Below are 22736 nucleotides of genomic sequence, written 5' to 3'. Positions count from 1 at the left end.
GGTAAACCCTCCTTGTGATTCCGGCCCGCTCGGGCCGGGATAGCTTCGAGACGAATCTATTATTTAATGAATGCGTTTGGATCGACGATAAGTGCAACCTGTCCGTCACCAAGGATGGTAGCCCCCGCAACCCCTTGAATCGAAGGCAGGTATTTGCCCAGGTTTTTGATGACGATTTCGCTTTGGCCGATGAAATCCTCAACCGTCAGAGCAGCGATCCGGTCACCCTTGCGAATAACGACGATTTCGGTTTCTTCTTCCTTGCTTTCATCAAAATCCGGAACCGCAAACAAGTGCGCCAGCGACATCAGAGGAATATGCGAATCTCTGTAAGGGATCATGGTATAGCCATGAACCTCGCGGATTTGATCCCGCTTGATCAGGCCGGTTTCGACAATGGACGATAAAGGAATCGCATATTTCTCCGACCCCACCTTGAACAGCATTGCCGCAATGATCGACAAGGTTAGCGGAAGCTGTACCGAAAACTTCGTGCCTTGTCCAAGCTTGGATGTTACAGCTACAACGCCGCTAAGCGATTCGATCTTCGTTTTGACGACATCCAGCCCCACTCCACGACCGGAAATGTCCGAGATGACCTCAGCCGTACTGAAGCCAGGAGCGAATAGCAGCATGTAAACCTGTTCATCGGTCATGGAAGCCGTTTCGCTTTCTTTAACGACTCCGTTTTTAATCGCCTTTTGCAAAATTTTCTGGCGGTCAATACCATGTCCGTCATCTTCGATTTCAATGAATACATGGTTACCGCTGTGGAAAGCGCGCAGTTGAACAGTTCCGGTCTCCGGCTTGCCGGCGGCAATCCGTTCGGCCGTAGCTTCAACGCCATGGTCAACGGCATTCCGCAGTAAATGCACAAGCGGATCGCCGATTTCATCGATGACTGTGCGATCCAACTCCGTTTCGGCGCCGACGATCACGAGATCGATTTTCTTATCCAGCGACTTGGCCAAATCTCGAACCATCCGCGGGAAGCGGTTGAATACGGTATCGATCGGAACCATCCGCAGCTTGAGGACAATATTTTGCAAATCACTGCCAACCCGGCTCATATGCTCTACCGTTTCGGTCAGATCGGTGCGTTTAACTTCACCGGCCAGCTGTTCCAAACGGGAACGGTCGATCAACAGCTCGCTCAGCAGGTTCATCAGTACATCCAACCGGTCGATATCGACCCGAATGGTTCTAGAAGGAACCGGTGCAGCATTTCCATGGGCTCCGTTTTTGCTTTCCGCGGCTTGTGCCGGTTTTTTGGAGGCAGCTGCGAGCTCCGAATTAGCCGCAGGTGCCTGCGTCGATGCAGTTTCGGCAGGAGCGGAAGCTGCCGCGGCTTCCTTCGATCCTGAGGTCAACTGAGCCAGTGTCTCATGGTCAAGCGGCGCAACCTGCGCCGACTCGATTTCCGAGAGATTCAAGATCATGTTCCGGATCTCGGTTGCCTCTTTTTGAGTTATGTAATATAGCGAAAAACTGCGGTCGAATTTCTCTTGTTCAATGTCTTGTACCGATGGATAGGATTTGACGATTTCACCATAGCGTTCAAGCAAATCGAAAACAAGATAAGCGCGGGCCGCCTTTAACTGGCAATCTTCGCGCACCGCCACTTCAACGTACAACACTTTATGTCCTTCGGCGATCGATTGCTCAAGCACCGAATATTGATACTCATCCAATTGAATGGCCGACGTTCCTGAATCGGCCTTGGAACCGCCTGCCGCCGGGGCCGCCGCTTCTTTTTTTCCCTGGCCGAAATCACCTCGGACAATAGATTGCAGATCGGCGACAATGGAACTGACGTCCTCTTTGCCGTCTCCGCCTTGCGTAATGTCCTGAACCATCGATTGGAGTGCGTCCAAGCTCCGGAACAAGGTGTCAAAAATAAACTCCTGCATTTTCAGCTTCTCATTGCGAACCAGATCAAGAACGTTTTCCATTTGATGCGTCAAGGATGACAAGTCTTCGTAGCCCATCGTGGCCGCCATCCCTTTAAGCGTATGCGCGGACCGAAAAATAACCTGGACGATGCTGAGATCGTCGGGGTTGTTCTCCAGTTCCAGCATATTTTCGTTTAATGACTGCAAATGATCATTCGACTCATCGATAAACATGGATAAATATTGGTTCATGTCCATGGTGAGGCACCTCCTCCAAGAGATTCCGTTATTTCACAATTTGTACAAGCTTAGGGCCAATTTCATGCAGCGGTAAAATATGACTGACGCATTTCAACTCTACTGCCGAGCGCGGCATTCCGTACACGACACATGTTTCTTCACTCTCGGCAATGGTGGAAGTCACACCCGCGTCATAAAGCCGCTTCATGACTTTCGCCCCGTCACTGCCCATCCCCGTCAGGAGTACAATATGCCGCCTCAACGACTGAAGCGGAAGAATCGACTCATACATCACATCCACCGAAGGCTTATGACCATTTCGAGGCTCATGGTCGGTAAGGCGGACTCTGTAATCTCCATCGGGACCGGAAACAACATTCAAGTGATGACCTCCGGGAGCAATGTACGCTGTCCCGCGCTGCAGGACCATCCCGTCTTCTGCTTCCACCACTTGCAGCGGGCTCAAACTATTCAGCCGCTGGGCCAGCGATTTCGTGAAATTCGGCGGCATGTGCTGAACGATCACGATCGGAGCCGGAAAAGAACCGGGAATTTTCTCCAAAACAGCCTTTAACGCTTTGGGGCCGCCTGTAGATGTCCCGATAGCGACCAAGTCGGAAAATTCCGTTTTGCTGCCCCGGAATGGCCGGTCTCTCGCCGAGCTGTCTTTTGCCTTCTCCTGACCATCGGTCAATGGAACGGAAGGAACTGCTGCAGACTGCTTCGGCTTAAGAACAGAATTCTTCCCTGCCGCAGCGCCGCCTCTTGCTTCTGCGGAATCCGCTTTGGCGCGACTTGCCCCGTCTTTGGGTGAAAGCTTGGCGACTCCCGGCGTCTGCGGAACATCCGTAACCAACTTCCCCGCCGGTTTCTTCGCAAGAGTGCTTTGCGGTTTTCCCGGCTTTAAACCGCCCGGAACTCCGCTTTCTGGTGCCCGGTTGATGACCCGGCTCTTATCAGGGGGCGATTCCGGCCGTTTCACGGGTACGGTAGGAGATTCCTTTTGAGCCACAGGCGGGGCTGGTTCTGCCTCTTTGGAGGCAAGCGCCATCTCTCTGGCTTTTTTTCTTTCCTGGGTAAGCATAGCTACACGCATTTGTTCGTGAAGCTGCTTCCCGACTTGTTCGATATCGTGAGAGCTGGTCGAAGCCGAGGGCTTGCGGATGAAGTCGAAAGCGCCAAGTTCCAGAGCCATGATGGTCTCTTTCATCCCCTGTTCATTGATGCCTGACAGCATGATCACCGGCAGAGGATTTTTATCCATAATGACTTTTAGCGCTTCCAGTCCATTCATCTCCGGCATTTCGACATCCATGGTCACCAAATCGGGTGCAAGCCGGGCAATTTGCTCGGTGGCCTCCCGCCCGTTTTTGGCTGTTCCCTGAACCTGAAAAGCCGGATCCATTTCGATCAGATCAGATACGATTTTTCGCATAAACGCCGAATCGTCGACTACCATAACTCGATAGGGCATCGTCGTTCCACTCCTGTTCCTTCATTGCAGAATCATTTCGATAGCTTCAACCACTTGTGCATAAATCCCTTGATTCCTGATAAAGTTTCCCTTGGCTTAAACTGTGGAACATCCATATAAGTCATAGCCAGCCGCTCAATATCTCGCGCTGCCGAACAACCTGGAAAAGCTATAGAGAAAGGAACCTGTTTTTTTACCGCCTGTATCACATGCGCATCGTCGCTTAAATACCCCAGCATGGGAATTTCCATATCCAGGAAACGCCTTGCGACCAGTGAGATTTTGTCGGCAACCAGACGGGCTTCATTTTCGCCGGTTACACGATTGACAATAAGACGAAACGTTACCTCCTGCTCCATTCCATGCACTACTTTAATCAAGGCATATGCATCCGTAATGGAAGTGGGTTCCGGAGTGGTGACAACCAGACATTCGTCAGCCGCACCTATGAATTTAAGCGTTTCTTTGGATAAACCCGCTCCGGTATCAAAAATAATGTAATCCATCTCTGCGGAGATACTATCGATCTGAGAAGTGAAGTAGTCCAAATCGGATTCCGAGAGAGAGAACAAATCCGCCAGTCCCGAACCTCCCGCAATAAAGGGCAAGGCATGGCTTCCTAATTCAATAATTTCGGAAATATCTTTCTCACCTTTCAAAAGATGATAAAGGCTGTATTGCGGCCTAACGCCCATCAGCACGTCGATGTTCGCCATGCCAATGTCCGCGTCAAACAGCAATACTTTCTTGCCTAACGCTTTGAGAGCCAGGGCAAAATTCAGAGTGAAATTCGACTTGCCCACTCCGCCCTTCCCGCTGCTAACCGTCAAGATCTTGGCGGAACTGTTTCTCGCCTGGGATTGAGAGGTACCATCTCGCGACGAAACCAACTGTCTCAATGCTTGAGCTTGATCACTCATGGCCTTTTGTCTCCTAACAGCGCATCAATCAACATTCCTTGATCCGCCTGAAGGAGATCATCCGGTACATTTTGCCCGTTCGTGATATAGGACACTTTAAATGGATACTCGTTCAACAGGTTATAGATAGGGCCTACGCTTTCCGTTTCGTCAAGCTTGGTGAAGATCAGTTTATCGAGGCCGTATTTGTTGAAATGCTCGGCGATTCTTTTCATGTCCTGGGTTTTGGAAGTCAAGCTTAGGACCAGATACGTCTCGCTCTCCTCCGACGGAAGCAGCAGGCTCTGAAGTTCCGCGACAAACAATTCGTTCAGATAATTGCGTCCCGCCGTATCCATTAGGATCAAATCGCAGTGATTCAGACGCTGCATCGCTCTTTGAACGTCGCCTGGCGATTGAACTACCTCCAGCGGTACATTCAAAATGGAGGCGTACGTCCGTAACTGCTCGATCGCTGAGATCCGGTACGTATCCGCCGTAATTAATCCGACTTTCTTGCGCATTCGGAAAATCTGATCCGCAGCCAGCTTGGCGATGGTGGTTGTCTTGCCGACGCCGGTAGGCCCGGCAATATAAACAATCTTTATGGATTCTTCGATTCCTACGCTCAGCCGGCCGCTTAGAAAATCTTTAAGCGCATTACGGACAATCCCGGTCATTTCCGCTTCGCTCAGCGACTTGTTCGATTCAACCCATTCCGCGTACGCTTGTTCGATCCAAGGTTCATACAATTCCGGAGACAGTTCCTGAACAGACAGCTGTTTCTTCAACGACATCAGGACCTCGGGCAACTCGCGGCGGTCGCCTTGCTCCTTGGCGAGCTGGCTTATCCACATTTTCATTTGCCTGATTTCTTCAAGCAAGCGTTCTTCCTTGTCTTCCTGCGTTAACGGCGCTGACTTCCGCGAACTCGCCGGTTGAACTGCAGCGGCCGTGGGATTCTCGCGAATATGCTGGGGCTTAGTCTCACGCTCTGCCTCCGCCGTGGTTTCGGCGGAAGCCGCCGCTACCAGCGCCGAAGCGAACTCTCGTGAAGCTTGCAGAGCAGTTTCTCTATCATTGGTTTCGGGCTTGTCTTGGAGTCCCACCGCAGAAGCATTCGACATTTGAGCCGATTTGCGATAAGCCTCAGGAACGGACTGCCTGGCCACCGGCGCTTGGGCGGGATAGCTGGGCCGAGCCGGTGCAGGCTTGGACTTCGGCGCCGACTCATTACCTTCGGAGGCGGCGATAACTTCGATTTTCTTCTTCTGGAACATACCCAGAAACCCGCCGATTTTCATTTCTTTGGTACTTAAAATAACCGCATCCGCACCAAGCTCTCCCCGTATCTTTTGCATGGCATCTGGCATTGTGTCGACGATATACCGTTTCACCCTCATAAGTTCACCACCCCGACACTTTGAATTTCAACATTTGGCTCCAGCTCGCTATAGGACAATACCGGTATATCCTGCATGCTCCGTTCGAGAACCTGGCGTAAATACATGCGGATCGTTGGAGAAGTAAGTAAGATCGGCTGCTGTCCCGTTTGCACGAGCCGATTGATCTGTTCCGACAGCTTTTGAAATACCGTTTGCGTCGATACCGGATCCAGCGCCAAGTAACTGCCCTGTTCCGTCTGTTGAACGCTTTCGGCGATCTTCTTCTCCAGGTTCGGTCCAACCGTGATGACCCGCATCGTCTCTCCCTGTTGGGTAAATTGCTGCGTAATTTGCCTTGAGAGCGCCTGTCTGACGTATTCCGTCAGTACGTCCGGATCCTTGGTATAGGTCCCGTAATCCGCCAAAGTCTCAAAGATGGTAACCATGTCACGGATGGATATTTTCTCTCGGAGCAGTTTGGCCAGCACTTTCTGAACATCCCCGATGGTAAGCACCGAAGGGATCAACTCATCGACAAGAACAGTATAATTTTCTTTCAGATTATCGACCAAAGCTTTGGTTTCCTGCCGTCCCAGCAGCTCGTGAGCATGTTTCTTAATCAATTCCGTTAAATGCGTTGCTACCACGGACGGTGGATCAACAACGGTATATCCTGACAATTCGGCCCGGTCTTTAGTCCCTTCATCAATCCAAAGGGCCGGAAGCCCAAATGCCGGTTCCCGGGTCTCTATGCCCGTAATGGATTCGTCCTCCATCCCCGGACTCATGGCCAAATAATGATTAAGTAATAATTCACCACTGCCAACGACATTTCCTTTAATTTTGATGACATATTCATTCGGTTTTAGTTGAATATTGTCGCGAATTCGGATGACGGGAACGACAAGCCCCATTTCTAAAGCGCATTGGCGCCTGATCATGATAATTCGGTCCAGCAAATCCCCGCCCTGGCCGGTATCCGCCAGCGGGATCAGACCATAGCCGAATTCGAATTCGATCGGGTCGACCTGCAGCAGATTGATGACACTTTCGGGACTTCGGACCTCCTCGATTTGTTGTTCCTCCTCCTGCTGCTCTTGGGCAATTTGTTTCAAGTTCATATTGTTCTGCATTCTTCTGGCAGCAAAAACCATCAATCCCGCAAAAGGCAATGTGGTCCATGGTCCGATTGGAGTAAAAAGTCCCAAGAGCGTAATCGTACCGGCTACTACATAAATCAGCTTTGGATAGGTAAAAAGTTGGCTTGTAATATCCTCGGCCAAGTTTCCTTCGGAGGATGCTCTTGTTACGATAAGGCCTGCCGCTGTCGAGATAAGCAAAGCAGGAATCTGGCTGACAAGGCCGTCCCCGATGGTCAGAATCGAATAGGTCGACAAGGCTTCCTGAAAAGGCATTCCGTGAATGGACATTCCGATGATGAAACCGCCGATCAGGTTGATTAGCAGGATGATGATACTCGCGATCGCATCGCCTTTGACGAATTTACTCGCACCGTCCATCGCGCCGTAAAAGTCAGCTTCACGTTCGATTTTGCTGCGGCGTTCTCTGGCCTGCTGCTCGTTGATAAGACCGGCATTCAGGTCGGCATCGATACTCATCTGTTTACCCGGCATCGCGTCCAAAGTGAAGCGGGCGGCAACTTCCGCCACGCGTTCCGAACCTTTAGTGATAACGATAAATTGCACGACCACCAGGATCAGGAAGACGACAAAGCCGACGACAGGTTCCCCTTGAGAAACCCAGGAGCCGAACGTTGCGACAACGTCACCGGCTTTGGCCTGTCCCAGAATCAATTTGGTGGTGGAAACGTTAAGCGCGAGTCGGAACAAAGTTGTAACCAGCAGCATCGCCGGGAAAATAGAGAACTGCAAGGCCTCTTTCGTATTCATCGCAACGAGCAGAATCATAAGAGCAATCGATATATTTAATATGAGAAGAATATCCAGCAGCCATGTCGGGATCGGGACAATCATTAACAGAACAATGCCGATTATGCCCACAAGGATTAATAAGTCTTTAAACTTCTTCAATGTTGTTCTCCTCCGATCCCCGCTTTATTTCGCTTTACCTCTGATTCTGTATACATAAGCCAGCACCTCGGCCACGGCCTGAAACAAATCCGCCGGAATGGTATCTCCTATTTCCGCTCTTTGGAACAGTGCGCGAGCGAGCGGCTTATTTTCCATCGTCATAACGCCGTTCTCCTTCGCGATCTCCCGGATTCGAAGGGCCACATAGTCCTGCCCTTTGGCCACAACTTGAGGCGCATCCATTTGCGATCCGTCATATTTCAAAGCCACGGCAAAATGCGTCGGGTTGGTGATGACGACATCGGCTTTCGGCACTTCCTGCATCATCCGCTGCAGCGCCATGCGCCGCTGCCGCTCCCGGATTTTGCCTTTGATAAGCGGATCGCCTTCCATCTTTTTATATTCGTCTTTGATATCCTGCTTCGACATTCTCAGACTTTTTTCGTATTCGAATCTTTGGTACAGATAATCCAAAACCGCCAGAACCAACAAAGCGGCTCCGATCTTAAACCCCAGATTCATCGTGAGCTGAGCGGCAAAGTAAAAAGCGTCTTCAGGGGTTACGCGGCCTAGCGAGGCTAGGTTTCCTCGAGTGCCCCAAATTGTCGAATAGACAAGATATCCGATAATCACCAATTTCAAGAGGGACTTCAAAAACTCTACGAGAGAACGCGTTGAGAAAATGTTTTTAAATCCCTTAATCGGATCCATCTTGCTCAGCTTCATTTTGAGCGGCTCGCCCGTCATCATGAAGCCGACCTGCGCATAGTTCGCTATCACTGCCACAACGACTACAACCAGAAAGATAGGAGCCAACAGCAGCAAAATCTGTATGGCATAGTTTCCCAGCATCGTCATCACATTTTCCTTCGTCACATCCATCGATAGACGGTGAAGAAAAACATCGGAAAAAAGGTAGACCAGATGATCTCTCATATACCCGCCAAAGGCCGATAGACAAAGAAATGAGGCCAAGAGAATCATCGCTCCGGGAACTTCCTGGCTTTTGGCAACCTGTCCCTTTTTACGGGCTTCTTCTCTTTTTTTCGGCGTGGCGCTTTCCGTTTTCTCGCCGGCGAATAGCTGCAGGTCGAGTTGATACCGGAACTTCATCGGTAAAGATCCCCCATCCTATGTCGGTCTAGCCCCAATCGTACCCAGGAGATCGCGCAGCGATGTAAACAGCACTTCGAACAAAGACTGAAACGCGATCACGAATCCCGGAACCAGAAGAAGCAGTACAAAAAGCCCTACTATAATCTTCAACGGGATGCCAATCACGAAAATATTGAATTGGGGGGCCGTGCGGGCCAAAAAACCCATTGCTACGTCTGTCAAGAACAAGGCGATAACGAGCGGCGCCGACATTTGAAAGGCCAGCAGGAATGACTGGCTGAATGTTCGTAGCAAAAACTCGGTCAAATTTCCGTCATAAATCTTTTGGAACAATTGGTTGGAAAGCGGAACCCAGTCATAGCTGCGAATGATTCCGTCGATCAAATAATGATGTCCGTTCATGCTGAGAAACAGCAAAGTGGCAATCAAATATTTGAAGTTCCCCAGTACCGGAGCTGATGCCCCAGTCATCGGATCGATGACATTCGCAATTCCGAATCCGATCTGGATATCGATAAATGAGCCGGCCATCTGAATGACGGAAAACATCAGGTAAGCCACATAGCCCATCAATAATCCAATCAGAATTTCGCGAAAAATGTACAACACATACCCCAGATCCATAGGTATGGTCTGGTTTGTTCCCTGAATCAGCAGAACGATAAAGGCGATCATCGCCGAAAGACCTATCTTATAGGAACCAGGAACCGTTCGAGTTGAAAAGATAGGTGAAACTACAAAAAAAGCGGTAATTCGACAAAAAATAAGCAAAAAAATGGAAAATCCTTGCAATAATATCTCCATAATCGTTTCAGCCTAACCGATATAACTAGAGAGATTGTTTAATATCCCGTAGGTAAAATCCACCAGCGTTGTAAGAATCCACGGTCCAAACAACAGCAAGGCGACCAGCACGGCCACGATTTTTGGAATGAAGGCGAGCGTTTGCTCCTGAATCTGCGTCGTTGCCTGAAAAATGCTCACCAGCAAACCGACAACAAGCCCGATGACCAACATTGGCGCGCTAACCTTCAGAACGGTGTAAACGGCCTGTCCGGCTAATCCGATAATAAATTCCGAACTCATAAACCGTCCCCCTAGAATTAATTAAAACTGACCAGCAACGACTTGACGATTAAGTACCAGCCATCAACAAGCACAAACAGCAATATTTTGAACGGAAGCGAAATCATCACCGGCGGCAGCATCATCATCCCCATCGCCATCAACACGCTTGAAACGACGATATCGATAATCAGAAAAGGTATGAAGATCATAAAGCCCATCTGGAATGCCGTTTTAAGTTCACTGATTGCAAATGCCGGCACCATGACCGAAATAGGAATATCCTCATAGGTCTTTGGTTTCTCCATTTTCGTATAACCCATAAACAGCTGGAGATCCTTCGGACGAGTATGTGAATACATGAATTTCTTCATCGGGACAGCCGCTTTGTCCAAAGCTTCAGTCTGAGTAATCTCGCCTTTTATGTAAGGCTGAAGAGCCACCTGATTGATCGTGGAAAGCGTCGGACTCATCACAAAAAGCGTTAAAAACAGCGCTAAACCGATCAGTACCTGATTGGGAGGCATCTGCTGCGTTCCAAGCGAAGTACGCACAAACCCCAGCACAATGACAATTCTAGTAAAGCTAGTCATTAATACAAGGATCGCCGGCGCTAAACTAAGTACCGTAATCAATAATATAATCGATAAAGAGCTGGTACTTGGTTGCCCGCCCGAATCCCCAATCTGAACGTTGATATTCGGGATTGGGTTCAACTGAGGGTCTGCCGGTTCGGCAGAAGCGATGGAGACCATGAGCACGCTCCATAACATCAGCAGTAAGCTGGCAAGAATGACTTTTTTCTTCATGAATTTTTATGCCGATCTTCGGATTGTTCTTCCTGGTCCTGCAGCAACTCCTCCATCTGCGATTTGCGGCTTGGCATTTTCTGCAGATGCGATTGGAATACCTCATGGAATGAGGTCCCTTCCAGTTCTTCCTCTTCTTGCGGAGGCTCTTTTCTGAACCGGGAGATGAGACCAGTCATTACTTTTCCAAACCCGGCGAATTCCGTCCCTTCCTCTTCAAATGCCTGCTGCAAAACCGCAACTTCTGTCGGATCGCTAATCTTATCTACCAGGGAAATGTCTTCACCGACGCCAACCAAATAGATGCAATCCCCGATTTCGATCACCTGCAGCGACTTGCTTGGCCCTAGCCCGATAGCTCCCAGCGTACGAATTGACCGGCTTTGGGTCATAAACCGATTTCTTCTGCCAAGGAATCGGATCAGCACGACAATCAAAACAACAATAATGGCAAGAACAACGATGACCGTGATTAAATTGCCCCAAAGATTGTAATCCCCGTTAAGCTGGGGGTCCGGCTGACTTAAATTCATAATCCAGGCCTATATTCCCAGCGTTTTGTTGATCGCTTCGATAACCCGATCGGATTGGAACGGCTTCACGATGAAGTCCTTGGCTCCCGCTTGAATGGCATCAATAACCATCGCCTGTTGGCCCATGGCCGAGCACATAATGACTCTGGCGTTCGGATCCAGCGTTTTGATCTCTTTTAATGCTGCAATGCCGTCCATTTCCGGCATCGTAATATCCATGGTAATGAGATCCGGATGCAACTCTTTGAATTTTTCGATCGCTTGCGCACCATCTTGAGCTTCTCCAACAACCTCAAACCCGTTTTTTGTCAAAATATCGCGGATCATCATTCTCATAAATGCTGCGTCGTCTACGATTAGAATTCGGTTTGCCATTGATTTAAAATCCTCCCTAAACTTCTACTATTGTAATTTTTGAATGCGGTCCCATTGGCTTACTATATCCGTTACGCGAACGCCAAAATTCTCGTCAATGACGACAACCTCGCCCTTGGCGATCAATTTGTTGTTAACGAGAATATCCACAGGCTCACCAGCCAGCTTATCCAATTCGATAATCGACCCCTGGGAAAGTTCCAAGATATCTTTAATCTGCTTTTGGGTCCTTCCTAATTCTACGGTGACTTTAAGGGGAATGTCCATCAGTAAGTTTAAATTATTTTCGTCAACCTGCCCAAACGACGGATTTCCCAAGTTAGCAAATTGTACCGGCTGTACATTCAGATTCCGTCCAGGCATCCCTCCATAATGATGAGGTTCGCTGTAAACTTGCTCCTGCGGTGGATACGGATATCCCGGCTGAGGCTGCATCATTGGCGGCTGCATCATCGGAGGCTGTTGCATCGGCGGCTGTTGATAAGCGGGTGCCGGAGTTTCCTTCACCGGCGGCGCAGACGGCGCGGCGGTTGCTGCACTCTCCATGGCTACGGAATCGGACGTAGAGCCATGAATCAGGCTATCAACCATTTCCTTGGCAAACTTTACTGTTAACAGCTGCATAATCGTAGAATCTATCAAATCTCCGATCGTCAGACGAAAAGAGATTTTGATCAAAGGATCCGAGGCGGGAAGACTGCCAAGCCCATGCCCCTCAGTCATGTTCAAAATATCAATGCCTGGAGGCGAGATATTTACAAAGCGGTTAAAGATGGTCGACATCGACGTAGCCGAGGAGCCCATCATTTGATTCATCGCTTCCTGAACGGCGCTGATATGAATTTCATTCAGTTCTTCTTCAGCCGGATTGCCTTCACCGCCTAGCATCAAGTCGGCGATAACCTGGGCATCTCTCGTTTTAATAACGAGGGAGTTCATTCCTTCGAATCCGTCCACGTATTGGACGTGAATGGCTACATGCGGTTTCGGAAACTCGGCTTCAAATTGGGAACGCGTAATGACGGATACTTTGGGAGTCGTAATATCCACCTTTTTGTTCAGGAGCGTTGAAAGCGCCGTAGCCGCGCTGCCAAAAGTAATGTTGCCGATCTCTCCCAGTGCGTCCTGTTCTAATGGGGTCAACACATCATCAACCGTCGGCTCGGACGCCGTTTCAAGATTGGCCTGCTTCAGCAGAGCGTCAATTTCCTCTTGGGACAAATAATCTTTACTCGTCAAGTTCCTCAACTCCTTCGCTGACAATTTCATCAATTTGTACGGCGACGCGATCTTTGAGCGTACCCGGGCTGCCGATATACTTCAATCTGTCGCCGATCCGGATCTGCAATCCCTCATCAACGGGTTTGTTCAAAGAGATCACATCCCCCGCGGATAATCCCAAAAATTCACGAATGGTGATTTGCGATTCTCCTAGCTCGGCAACAATCGGCAATTTTGCTTTGTTGACCCGGTTTCGAAGCGCATCAACTTCTTCCGGAATCCGGGATTTTTTCTGGGAAACGAACCAGTGGTGAACGGAAAGCTTGGGCATGATCGGCTCGATGACGACGTGCGGTATACACAAATTGATCATCCCCGAAGTGTCACCAATTTTGGTGCTCAGCGAAATAAGCGCAATCGTCTCATTGGGAGAAACGATTTGCATAAACTGAGGGTTGGTTTCCAGGGCCTCCATTCGAGGATTGATGTCCACGATGGTTTTCCAGGCCTCCTGCAAGCTTTCAAATGCTCGGCTGAATATGCGCTCCATAATAATCGTTTCGATTTCCGTGAGCGAGCCGATTTTGGACGGTGCCGCTCCAAGTCCTCCGAGCAGCCTGTCCAACATGGCAAAGGCTACGTTGGGGTGGACCTCCAGCACCATTCTCCCTTCCAGCGGCTCCGCCTCAAAAATATTCAGAATCGTCATCTTGGGAATAGAGCGGATAAACTCATCGTAAGGGAGCTGCTCTACCTGTACTACGCTGATCTGTACAAAAGTTCTTAACTGCGCCGAAAAATAGGTTGTGAGATAACGGGCAAAGTTCTCATGAATCCGGGTCAAGCTTCGGATATGATCTTTGGAAAATCTCACCGCCCGTTTAAAGTCATAGGCGCGGATCTTTCTTTGCGTTTCTTCCTTCTTCAGTTCCTCGGCGTCCATTTCACCCGATGACAACGCGGCAAGCAGAGCGTCTATCTCGTTCTGTGATAACACATCTACCAAACATCTCACCCCCTTCGAAGAATAGTTTCGATCGATATTTCTAAATGGTCGTCATAATAAAGTCGGTAATATCGATTTGAATCAATTTCCCATCCGGGAGCGCTTTGTTAAGCAGGTTGAGCAGCTTGGAGCTTAAATTGTCTTTGCCTCTGGCACCCGTGAGCTCTTCCGGTTTCGTGTCGGCAAGCGTTTTGATAATGATCGGCTTTATCTTGAAATCCTTGATCTTATCAAAATCTTCTTTCGAAGCCGCTTTGTCGAGCTGAAAGGCGAAATCCATGACCACCACGTAGTTCGGATCAGACAGATTCGTCTTGATGTCGTCGATGGTAGAAGTTACTTTCACCAGCTCATCCGCCGATAAACTTTCGGGTTGGGTCACATTCTGTACGGCTTCTTTTATCTCGCTGCCTGGTGCGGGTTTGTTGAGTTGATTCAGCAGCAGGAAGAAGGCCAGTACGATGAGAGTAATCGCCAACAAAATCGTAATAAGCCAAGGCACCATTTTTTTCATGACTATTCCTCCGTTTGTTGCACTTTTATGGTTGCTGCGTGGATGCCGATTTCTATGTAATACTGCTTGATCATCTCGATCACCTCGGCCGCCTTCTCCAGCACGATAATACGCTTGCCCGTTACCAGGGTGACGTATGTATCCGGTGTTTCCTCCACGGTTTCAATCATAATGGCGTTCAGCCACATTTGCGCACCGTTTAAACGCGTTACAGAAATCATGACACCCCTCCTATAAAGTAACGGACATCGTTGGCAGGGAGAGGGACAAGCCCTCTCCGCTACCGTTAAACTTAACGTTTCAAATTAACGACTTCTTGCAGCACTTCATCGGAAGTGGTAATGATCCGCGAGTTCGCTTGGAAACCGCGCTGAGCTATGATCATTTCTGTAAATTCTCCCGTAAGATCGACGTTGGACATTTCAAGCTGCCCGGAAATAACAGCACCTGTGCCATCTTCCGTATTGTTCGCGGTGGTTGGCGTCAATTCGCCTTCGGGATTGGCATTTAGGGTCATCCGATATAGATTGCCTCCAATTTTCTCCAAACCTTCAGGGTTAACCACCTTTCCGATTCCAAGTTGCGCGCCCGCTTCAGTTTCGCCGGTATTCAATTGCTGAATGATAGTTCCATCCTGAGCGATCGAAAATGCGGTAACATCTTCTCCAAGCTGAATCGGAGCGCCGCCGGAGTCAACAACGAGCAAACCGTCCGACGTTACAAGTTGACGGGCAGCATCAAGATGAAAATCGCCCGCGCGAGTCAGGAAAGGAACCTCCTGATCAGCGTTTAATTTCACGAGAAAAAAACCGTCTCCGTCAATCCGCAAATCCAGCGGGTTGTTCGTTGTCATGGCGCTGCCGCCGGTGTGAAGAGTATCGATGGAACCGATCTGAACGCCAAGACCGATTTGCTTGGCATTTACGCCAGCGGTTTCCCCCTCTGCAGGAGGAGTTACTCCGGAAACGGTTTGGCTCATAATGTCTTTAAACATTACGCGTCCCGCTTTGAAACCAACTGTATTGACATTTGCAATGTTGTTGCCGATGACGTCAAGTTTCGTTTGGAAACCGCGCATGCCGGCTACGCCTGAATACATAGATCTTAACATTCCTTCTCAATCCTCCCATTTCAAAATAAGCTTGACGCCGCTTCTGTCGATCCGCGGCATTCATGGCTTTCCGTAACCGGTCCAGCCATTTTAGGAAATAATGACGGCACTATCGATCTGCGTAAACACGTTATCTTTCATGCTGCTTCCATCCATAGCCGTCACAACCGTTCGGTTGTTTACATTAACGATCAAGGCCATGTCTTTCATCAAAATCAGCGAGTCCTTTGCCCCTTTGGCGGCAGCACTGTCAATCGCGGATTCAATCTGGCGAAGCTGTTCGGGCTTCAATTCGATTCCGCGCTGTTCAAGCCGCTTAACCGCATGATTGCTGAAGTGCAGGAGACGATCCTGCAGCATGTCCTTGAAGCTTGTTCCCTGGCTTGCCCCCGTTTGGGTATTTTTCGATCGCGGTAAAGGGTTCAGCTGCATCCGTCCGGGATACAGTTGTCCAATCTTTAATGGAGGGTTCATGATCCACCCGCTTCCGCCGATTCATCCGTCCCGGAAGTTGGGTCATCCTGCGATTCCGGCGCATCTTCCACCTGCTGAATATCGGAAATTTTGACTTCTTTATCCCCGACCTTCACGTAGTGAACACCGTCTCGCACGATAATGGAATCGACAATTCCGCTTTCTCTTGTCGTTATCACTTCAGGCTGCCCTGTGGAAACATCGTAGTTCCCCGTTTGGGTTTCGCCATTCCAAGTGACCAATTTGCCGATCAAGCCGGACTCGTTTCCCAGAGACTGGCTCATGGATGTCAATTGGCTGTTAATATTGGCCAGTTGTTCTACGGACGTGAACTGGGCCATTTGAGCAACCATCTGCGAGTTATCCATCGGAGACATCGGATCTTGATATTGCATTTGAGCGATCATCAATTTCAGGAAATCGTCCTTCCCCATTTCAGTGCTTTTCTTTGCGGCTTGTTCAACATTGTTCTTCGAGTAGTTCGGCCACATCAAATTAGGCACTCCTATATCGGCCATTCGGATTACCTCCCTTCTTCCTAGGCTTTAGCGACAAAAGAACTGCCGTAGCTTTGTTCCTTCGCTCTGACTTCAGAAATCCAATCGTTCCATTCTTCATTCAAGTCATGGATCGCTGACGTTTCTTCATTCGCCACTTCACGACGCTTCCCGTTCTGCTGCTGCCCCGAACCATTACCCGGTTGACGGCCGTCCTGGTACATGTGCGAAGACAATGACGTGTTTTGTGTTACTTCCAGCTTGCTAACTTGAAGGCCTTGCTGTTGCAGCGCCGATCTGAGCTGCGCCATTTGCTGTTCCAACGATTCCTTGGCAAATGCATGCTCCGTTACGAATTGAGCAACCAATTGACCGCCTTGCATCGTAATTTTCACGTCCACTTGACCCAAATGTTCAGGGTAAAGCGAGATTTTCGCCTCGGATACGCCGTGCAAATTTACAACTTCAAGCTTGCTTACCAGAAAACCGCTCATTTCCTTGGCAAAGTTTTCTACAGGAACGGGTGGAGCCGCCAATTTTAATGGAGCTACGCCATTATCCCTCATTGCAAGTTGACCTGCTGTAACGATGCTTCCCGGCTGCAGATCGGAATCCTCAGACTTCAGGTCGCTATCCGCCAATACAAACGAGGCCGTCGTCGGGTTAGCCTTACCACTGCTATGGTTGTCACTTTTCAGAACAACCTGAGGCAATTGAGAACTTCCCGATTTCTGCGAATCCGCATTTGCATCTGCATTTGCTTTATCGCTTACCGAAGAACTTGGATCGAAGGCTGCAGAAGCCCAATTTTGCTGGTTTACGGCAGAATTGGAATTTGTCGCATTGGTCCCCTTGGCGTCAACGTCAGGCAAATTGGATAGCAGACTTTGCAAGGATTCCAATAGGACTCCCGTTTGGCCTGAAGGCATACCGGCTGCTTTCTGTTGTCCGGCGGCTGTCGTAAGCAACTGCACAAGAGCGTCCTGCACGGCAAAGCGCATCGTTTGTGGATGTTGTGCCAAAACCGGCAAACTGCCCATTGTCGAACCTTCCTCAGCCGTTGGGGTTTGATCGGGCTGAATCAAGTTTTGCACGTTAAGCAGCCAACCCTGCAATACGGTCAGAAGTGACGGATCCTGTTGAAGCGCATCATCCAGCTTGTCCAGTTGCTTCAGCAAACCTTCAATTACAGCCATCAGTGAACCGTCTTGAGCCGTTTGGGAATCTCCCGCCGCTTCCTGCGGAAGCGCTCCGACCAAATTGAGCAATTGCGCCGGGATTTGTCCTTCCTGCGACGTTGCCCCATTCGCTCCAAGCATGGCAAGAAGCGTCTGATTAAAAGACTGCAGCGAAGCCTGTTCGGAATCCGTTTTGCCGGTTGATCCGTACCAAAGTCCGCCTGCGGCAGTTCCTCCAGAAAGATTAGTTACCGTTTGTGTCATTTTTTTCACCTCCTTTCAAGTTCCTGGTACTACTTATTTGGTTACGAGCAGATTCAAGATTTTGGACGTCAGCTGCGAGTCCGCATTCGTCATGGAAGCCAAAATTTTCGAACGGGTGGAGTCATCCACCGATTTCAAAATTTTCAGAGCCTTATCCGGACTGATTTTGTAAGTCTGCAAAAGGAGCGTCGCCGCGGAATCGGCAGTCATGCTGGCAAACGTCTGGGCAAGCTGAGTGTCATCCAGGCCGGAGGCGTTTTTTGCGCCCGCCGCTTGGTCCGTCGCGTCTTTCTTGAGTCTGGATTGCAAAGCCGCGATCGCCAAATCGTCCGAGGACTTGATATCTTTAAGCCTGATAGAGATATCGGCCGCTTTTTGCGGATCCATTTTTTCAAGAATCGCTACTTTGCTTTCGTTATTCATCGAACTGAGCATTTCCAGCGTTTCGTCCGTGGTCAGCTTGTCAAAAATCGCCGCCGCTTTTCCCGGGCTCATGTCAGCGTACATCTGAGCCAGCTTTTTGACTTCTTTCTGATAGTTCTCGTCACTTGCGGCCTGTTCTTCTTCCGCCTTCTTGTCCTGTGCGGCAGTAAGTTGATCTTGCAGTTCTTTCACTTTGTTTGCTTGATCCGTCGCCTGCTGATTTGCCGACTTGAGGTCCGCTTCCTGTTTCGCCACTTGATCTTTAAGCTGTTTGACGGTGGCGTCGGTGCTTTCCTCCTGTTTTTTCTCCTCCGCTATGGTGGGATTCACGGTTCCGGGAACTTCCGGATCGGGAACAAAGTTTTTGACAATCGGGATTTGATTTCCCAGATTGATCAGCGTGTTGCGGAAATTGATATTAAACAGCGCAAGCAGCACCCCAAGCAGGACTACCGTGAACAGAATGGGAGTTATAAAGAAGAGAAACCGCGAGAAACCGCCACCCGATTCCTCAAAATCTTCCTCTAGTCCAGTTTGTGCCATCGGTATCCCTCCTTCCATGTTCCAATAATCTTCAGTTGGCTCGGATTACCGGGCCCTCATAACAAATCGGACTGTGGCCATCTCGTCAAGCTCGTTTTGTTCCCGGACAAGCATCTCGTGCGTGAACTTGTCCTTCGCTTTCTCTTTGGCTTTAAGCCACACTTTTTCGTCAAGCACCTTGCCGTTCAGAATCGTTTTCTTTTTCTCAACGTTCATTTCAGCCTGCCGAACTTCTCCGGTTTTCCGCATAATGCATTGCTCCAAATAATCCGCATACCGTTGGAGTTCCTGCAGTTTGATCATCGATGCCTTGTTTTCCATCTCGTTTTGGATTGCAAACGCCGTGCCGCTTCGTTCTTCGAACAATTGCTCCAGTGAACGCTGCTCCGCTTGCAGCTGACCAACCGCGTCAGAGAGCATCCATTCGGCCTGGGTTTTTTCGTTTGTTTTTAAATCAACGACTTTTTGGTAAACGTAACGAAACTTCATCCTTTAAAGTTCATCCCCTTGAAAATTCTGAAATCAAGCGTTGTTGTACTTCGGATAACGTTACTTTTTCATTGACTTTCTGCTTTGAAAAATCCCAAATTCTTTGAATATAGCTAATGGCTTCATCAATATCTGCGTTGGAGCCCTGCTGATATGCTCCGATATTGATCAAATCTTCAGAGTCCTTGTATACAGCCAGCAGTCTTTTCAAATTTTCAGCGGCTTCGATTTGATCGTCCTGAACAATGTCCTTCATAACCCGGCTGATACTTGCCAAAATGTCGATCGCCGGAAAATGCCCTTTGTTCGCGATATTCCGATTGAGTACGATATGTCCATCCAAAATCCCTCTCACCGCATCGGCAATCGGCTCATTCATGTCGTCGCCATCAACGAGCACGGTGTAAAAAGCGGTAATGGAGCCGGTCGGTCCAGTCCCCGCTCTTTCCATCAGCTTCGGAAGCGCCGCAAATACCGAAGGGGTATACCCGCGCATCGCCGGAGGCTCTCCGACTGCAAGCCCAACTTCGCGCAGCGCCATAGCATAACGGGTAACCGAGTCCATCATCAGCATGACGTTAAGTCCGCGATCGCGAAAATATTCGGCAATTGTCGTCGCTATAAGCGCTCCCTTCATCCGAATCAGAGCGGGCTGATCGGAAGTAGCCACGATTACGACGGAGCGCTCCAAGCCTTCCGGGCCAAGATCCCGCTCAATAAAGTCAAGCACTTCGCGGCCACGTTCCCCAACCAAGGCGATGACGTTCACGTCCGCCGACGTATTTCGGGCGATCATGCCCATGAGGGTACTTTTTCCGACCCCGGAACCCGCAAAAATGCCGACCCGCTGCCCTTTCCCGATCGTTAAAAGGCCGTCAATGGCCCTGACTCCGATACTGATAGGCTCAGCCACCCGAGGACGATTGAGCGGATTCATCGGTTTGTTGTATGTTGAGTAATGTCCCATTCGAGACGGAAGCATCGCTCCGTCCAAAGGCTGACCCAAGCCGTCGAGCACTTTACCGAGAAGCTCCGATCCGACTTGAACGGTAAGCGGCTTTCCGGTCCCAACAACATCGCAACCCGGTCCAATGGACTGCAGTTCGCCAAGTGGCATCAGCAGCACTTTATTGTCGCGGAAACCGACAACCTCAGCTTGAAGAGGGTTAGACGCTTTGCTGGGATATATGTAACAGACGTCTCCAATGCTGGCGTCCGGGCCTTCGGATTCCACCATCAATCCGATGACCTGTGTAACCTTGCCATTGATTCTTACGGGGTCAATTTGTCTAAGATGATCGATATACCTCTCAACGTTCATACTCATCACCCAATTGCCCCCGTTCCTCGGCCTGCAGCGAAATCCGCAACAGTTCTTTTTTGATCTCCGACAACTGGGTATCGATTCTGGCGTCCACACTGCCAAAAGCGGAGCGGATTACGCAGCCGCGATCCTTGACGGTCGTATCGGGCAAGATTTGCAGTTCTGCCTGGGAATCTATTGCTAAACTGAGTTCTTCTCTGGCGGCCTGCACAAAAGCAAACTGAGAAGGAGATACGCACAACGTCAAAACGCCTTGTTCCCGTTTTCGAGCCAAGCTTTTCCTGATCAGCTCTAGCGTGTATTCCTGATCAATATCAAGCTGTTTATCGATAACCTTCTCCGCTATAGCGCAGCTCAGGTCAACGAGAAACGGCTCAGCTTCCTGGATGATCCTTTCCTTCTCAAGATAAGCCTGCTCCAATACGGTTGCCGCTTCTCCCATCATTTCTTCAATTTGGGCTTGCATGGAACGTTCGGCTTGAACCTTTCCCTCTTCAAAGCCTTGATTGAAGCCCTCCGATTTGATTGCTTCAACCATATGCTCATCTTGTTCACGCCGCTCCTGCCACCACTGCTCGATTTGTTCTCTTGCCTCCGCCAGCAAACGTTCGGCCTGTTCGGAAGCCTCCCTCACCTGGCGTTCGGCGAAATCCTTCGCGTCGCTAAGCATTTGCCGCCTCGATTCCTCAGCGGCGACATCGTCCTGCGAGATGACTTCGCCAGCTTCCGAAGCGGTCCCATTTTCTATTGATGAATCTTCAGAAGTAACATGCGTCTTGGCTAAGTTGAGCTGCTTGAGAATGTCCAACGGAACATACTGGGACACCTTAATCAAATTAGACAATGATGTCATCTCCTCCGCCGCGGGCTATGATGATTTCACCGGCTTCTTCCAGTCTGCGGATCGTAGCTACGATGCGTGTTTGAGCTTCTTCCACATCACGCAACCGTACGGGACCCATAAATTCCATTTCTTCCTTAAAGGTTTCCGACATGCGTTTCGACATATTGCGGAATACGGCCTCGCGTACCTCTTCGCTCGCCACTTTAAGCGCAAGCTGGAGGTCTGCATTTTCGATGTCGCGGATAATCCGCTGAATGGAACGGTTGTCGATATTGACGATATCCTCGAAAACGAACATACGCTTCTTGATTTCTTCGGCAAGCTCGGGATCCTGAATCTCCAGTGCGTCCAAAATCGTTCGTTCCGTGCCTCGGTCGACGCCATTCAAAATCTGAACGATCGACTCGATACCGCCCGCGCTGGTATAGTCCTGAGTTACGGTAGCGGATAGTTTCTGTTCCAGCACTCGTTCCACCTGGGAAATAACTTCCGGCGAAGTGCTGTCCATCATGGCGATTCTTCTCGCTACTTCCGCTTGCTTCTCCTGAGGGAGCGAAGAGAGAATAGCCGCCGCTTGTTCAAACTGCAGATACGATAAGACGAGAGCGATCGTTTGTGCGTTCTCGTTTTGTATAAAGTTGAGAATTTGATTCGGATCGGCCTTGCGGGCGAAATCAAACGGTCTTACTTGCAGCGTTGCAGTCAGGCGATTAATAATGTCAAACGCTTTGGATTGGCCAAGAGCCTTCTCCAAAATTTCCTTGGCGTAATTAATGCCACCTTGCGTGATATACTCCTGAGCCAGGCAAATCTGGTGGAATTCCGCCATAATCATTTCTTTTTCTGCGTTATCGACTTTGCGGACATTGGCGATTTCAAGCGTGAGCTGTTCAATCTCTTCGTCCCTCAAGTGCTTAAATATCTGGGCCGAAACTTCCGGACCTAAAGTAATCAACAATATAGCCGCTTTTTGTTTCCCGCTTAAAACTTGAGCATTTGTTTTCGACAA

24 protein-coding genes are annotated in these 22736 nt (G+C 49.5%); all 24 read right to left on the bottom strand.

Annotated elements, in window-relative coordinates; genetic code table 11:
* Nucleotides 1-59 precede the first annotated feature (59 nt).
* The 24 genes from ACI48K_RS07810 to fliG all read right to left on the bottom strand — a co-directional run bounded on the left by ACI48K_RS07810 (nucleotide 60) and on the right by fliG (nucleotide 22736).
* Nucleotides 60-2150 carry a chemotaxis protein CheA gene (locus tag ACI48K_RS07810; RefSeq protein ID WP_475027023.1) on the bottom strand — a complete coding sequence of 697 codons (2091 nt, stop codon included), beginning with the start codon at nucleotides 2148-2150 and terminating at the stop codon, nucleotides 60-62.
* Nucleotides 2151-2178: 28 nt separating this feature from the next.
* Entirely contained in the window at nucleotides 2179-3606 is a 1428-nt protein-coding gene (locus tag ACI48K_RS07805) for a protein-glutamate methylesterase/protein-glutamine glutaminase (protein WP_475027022.1), read from the bottom strand.
* Nucleotides 3607-3638: 32 nt separating this feature from the next.
* Nucleotides 3639-4526, bottom strand: a complete 888-nt coding sequence (locus ACI48K_RS07800) for a MinD/ParA family protein (protein WP_475027021.1) — start codon at nucleotides 4524-4526, stop codon at nucleotides 3639-3641.
* Nucleotides 4523-5908, bottom strand: coding sequence for a flagellar biosynthesis protein FlhF (flhF, locus tag ACI48K_RS07795; protein WP_475027020.1), 1386 nt, complete (start codon nucleotides 5906-5908; stop codon nucleotides 4523-4525). The genes ACI48K_RS07800 and flhF overlap by 4 nt, the downstream gene beginning before the upstream one ends.
* On the bottom strand, nucleotides 5905-7941 hold the full coding sequence (gene flhA, locus ACI48K_RS07790; RefSeq protein ID WP_475027019.1) for a flagellar biosynthesis protein FlhA: 2037 nt from the start codon (nucleotides 7939-7941) through the stop codon (nucleotides 5905-5907). The genes flhF and flhA overlap by 4 nt, the downstream gene beginning before the upstream one ends.
* A 24-nt stretch (nucleotides 7942-7965) precedes the next feature.
* Nucleotides 7966-9054: a flagellar biosynthesis protein FlhB gene (gene flhB, locus ACI48K_RS07785; RefSeq protein WP_475027017.1), complete on the bottom strand. Its 1089-nt coding sequence runs from the start codon at nucleotides 9052-9054 to the stop codon at nucleotides 7966-7968.
* A gap of 18 nt (nucleotides 9055-9072) precedes the next feature.
* Complete coding sequence (fliR, locus tag ACI48K_RS07780) at nucleotides 9073-9861, bottom strand: flagellar biosynthetic protein FliR (protein ID WP_475027016.1); 789 nt, start codon at nucleotides 9859-9861, stop codon at nucleotides 9073-9075.
* A 12-nt stretch (nucleotides 9862-9873) separates the two neighbouring features.
* Nucleotides 9874-10143, bottom strand: coding sequence for a flagellar biosynthesis protein FliQ (gene fliQ / locus ACI48K_RS07775; protein ID WP_475027015.1), 270 nt, complete (start codon nucleotides 10141-10143; stop codon nucleotides 9874-9876).
* Nucleotides 10144-10160: 17 nt separating this feature from the next.
* Nucleotides 10161-10931, bottom strand: a complete 771-nt coding sequence (gene fliP, locus ACI48K_RS07770) for a flagellar type III secretion system pore protein FliP (RefSeq protein ID WP_475027014.1) — start codon at nucleotides 10929-10931, stop codon at nucleotides 10161-10163.
* A complete protein-coding gene (locus ACI48K_RS07765) occupies nucleotides 10928-11464 on the bottom strand; it encodes a flagellar biosynthetic protein FliO (RefSeq protein WP_475027013.1) in 537 nt (178 codons plus the stop codon). The genes fliP and ACI48K_RS07765 overlap by 4 nt, the downstream gene beginning before the upstream one ends.
* 9 nt (nucleotides 11465-11473) lie before the next feature.
* Nucleotides 11474-11839, bottom strand: a complete 366-nt coding sequence (locus tag ACI48K_RS07760) for a response regulator (protein WP_475027012.1) — start codon at nucleotides 11837-11839, stop codon at nucleotides 11474-11476.
* A 27-nt stretch (nucleotides 11840-11866) separates the two neighbouring features.
* Nucleotides 11867-13078 (bottom strand): flagellar motor switch phosphatase FliY, encoded by a 1212-nt coding sequence (gene fliY, locus ACI48K_RS07755; RefSeq protein WP_475027011.1) that lies wholly within the window; start codon nucleotides 13076-13078, stop codon nucleotides 11867-11869.
* Nucleotides 13068-14066, bottom strand: coding sequence for a flagellar motor switch protein FliM (gene fliM, locus ACI48K_RS07750; RefSeq protein WP_475027010.1), 999 nt, complete (start codon nucleotides 14064-14066; stop codon nucleotides 13068-13070). The genes fliY and fliM overlap by 11 nt, the downstream gene beginning before the upstream one ends.
* Nucleotides 14067-14106: 40 nt before the next feature.
* Nucleotides 14107-14580, bottom strand: coding sequence for a flagellar basal body-associated FliL family protein (locus tag ACI48K_RS07745; protein ID WP_475027009.1), 474 nt, complete (start codon nucleotides 14578-14580; stop codon nucleotides 14107-14109).
* A gap of 2 nt (nucleotides 14581-14582) precedes the next feature.
* On the bottom strand, nucleotides 14583-14801 hold the full coding sequence (locus ACI48K_RS07740) for a flagellar FlbD family protein (RefSeq protein WP_475027008.1): 219 nt from the start codon (nucleotides 14799-14801) through the stop codon (nucleotides 14583-14585).
* A 71-nt stretch (nucleotides 14802-14872) separates the two neighbouring features.
* Nucleotides 14873-15691 carry a flagellar basal body rod protein FlgG gene (gene flgG, locus ACI48K_RS07735; protein WP_475027006.1) on the bottom strand — a complete coding sequence of 273 codons (819 nt, stop codon included), beginning with the start codon at nucleotides 15689-15691 and terminating at the stop codon, nucleotides 14873-14875.
* A gap of 90 nt (nucleotides 15692-15781) precedes the next feature.
* Entirely contained in the window at nucleotides 15782-16165 is a 384-nt protein-coding gene (locus tag ACI48K_RS07730; RefSeq protein WP_475027005.1) for a TIGR02530 family flagellar biosynthesis protein, read from the bottom strand.
* Nucleotides 16162-16683, bottom strand: a complete 522-nt coding sequence (locus ACI48K_RS07725; RefSeq protein ID WP_475027003.1) for a flagellar hook assembly protein FlgD — start codon at nucleotides 16681-16683, stop codon at nucleotides 16162-16164. The genes ACI48K_RS07730 and ACI48K_RS07725 overlap by 4 nt, the downstream gene beginning before the upstream one ends.
* A 20-nt stretch (nucleotides 16684-16703) precedes the next feature.
* On the bottom strand, nucleotides 16704-18104 hold the full coding sequence (locus ACI48K_RS07720) for a flagellar hook-length control protein FliK (protein ID WP_475027001.1): 1401 nt from the start codon (nucleotides 18102-18104) through the stop codon (nucleotides 16704-16706).
* Nucleotides 18105-18137: 33 nt separating this feature from the next.
* Nucleotides 18138-19070 carry a MotE family protein gene (locus ACI48K_RS07715; RefSeq protein WP_475027000.1) on the bottom strand — a complete coding sequence of 311 codons (933 nt, stop codon included), beginning with the start codon at nucleotides 19068-19070 and terminating at the stop codon, nucleotides 18138-18140.
* 45 nt (nucleotides 19071-19115) lie between these two features.
* Nucleotides 19116-19559 (bottom strand): flagellar export protein FliJ, encoded by a 444-nt coding sequence (gene fliJ, locus ACI48K_RS07710; protein WP_475026999.1) that lies wholly within the window; start codon nucleotides 19557-19559, stop codon nucleotides 19116-19118.
* 10 nt (nucleotides 19560-19569) lie between these two features.
* A complete protein-coding gene (gene fliI / locus ACI48K_RS07705) occupies nucleotides 19570-20886 on the bottom strand; it encodes a flagellar protein export ATPase FliI (protein WP_475026998.1) in 1317 nt (438 codons plus the stop codon).
* Entirely contained in the window at nucleotides 20870-21727 is an 858-nt protein-coding gene (locus tag ACI48K_RS07700; protein WP_475026997.1) for a FliH/SctL family protein, read from the bottom strand. Before ACI48K_RS07700 ends, fliI begins: the two co-directional genes overlap by 17 nt.
* The gene (fliG, locus tag ACI48K_RS07695) at nucleotides 21720-22736 is read right to left on the bottom strand and encodes a flagellar motor switch protein FliG (RefSeq protein ID WP_475026996.1); all 1017 of its coding nucleotides are present in this window, start codon (nucleotides 22734-22736) and stop codon (nucleotides 21720-21722) included. The genes ACI48K_RS07700 and fliG overlap by 8 nt, the downstream gene beginning before the upstream one ends.

Source organism: Paenibacillus terrisolis (assembly GCF_056171975.1).
The sequence above is the reverse complement of the archived record's forward strand: the minus strand, read 5'-3'. Positions and strand labels throughout refer to the sequence as shown.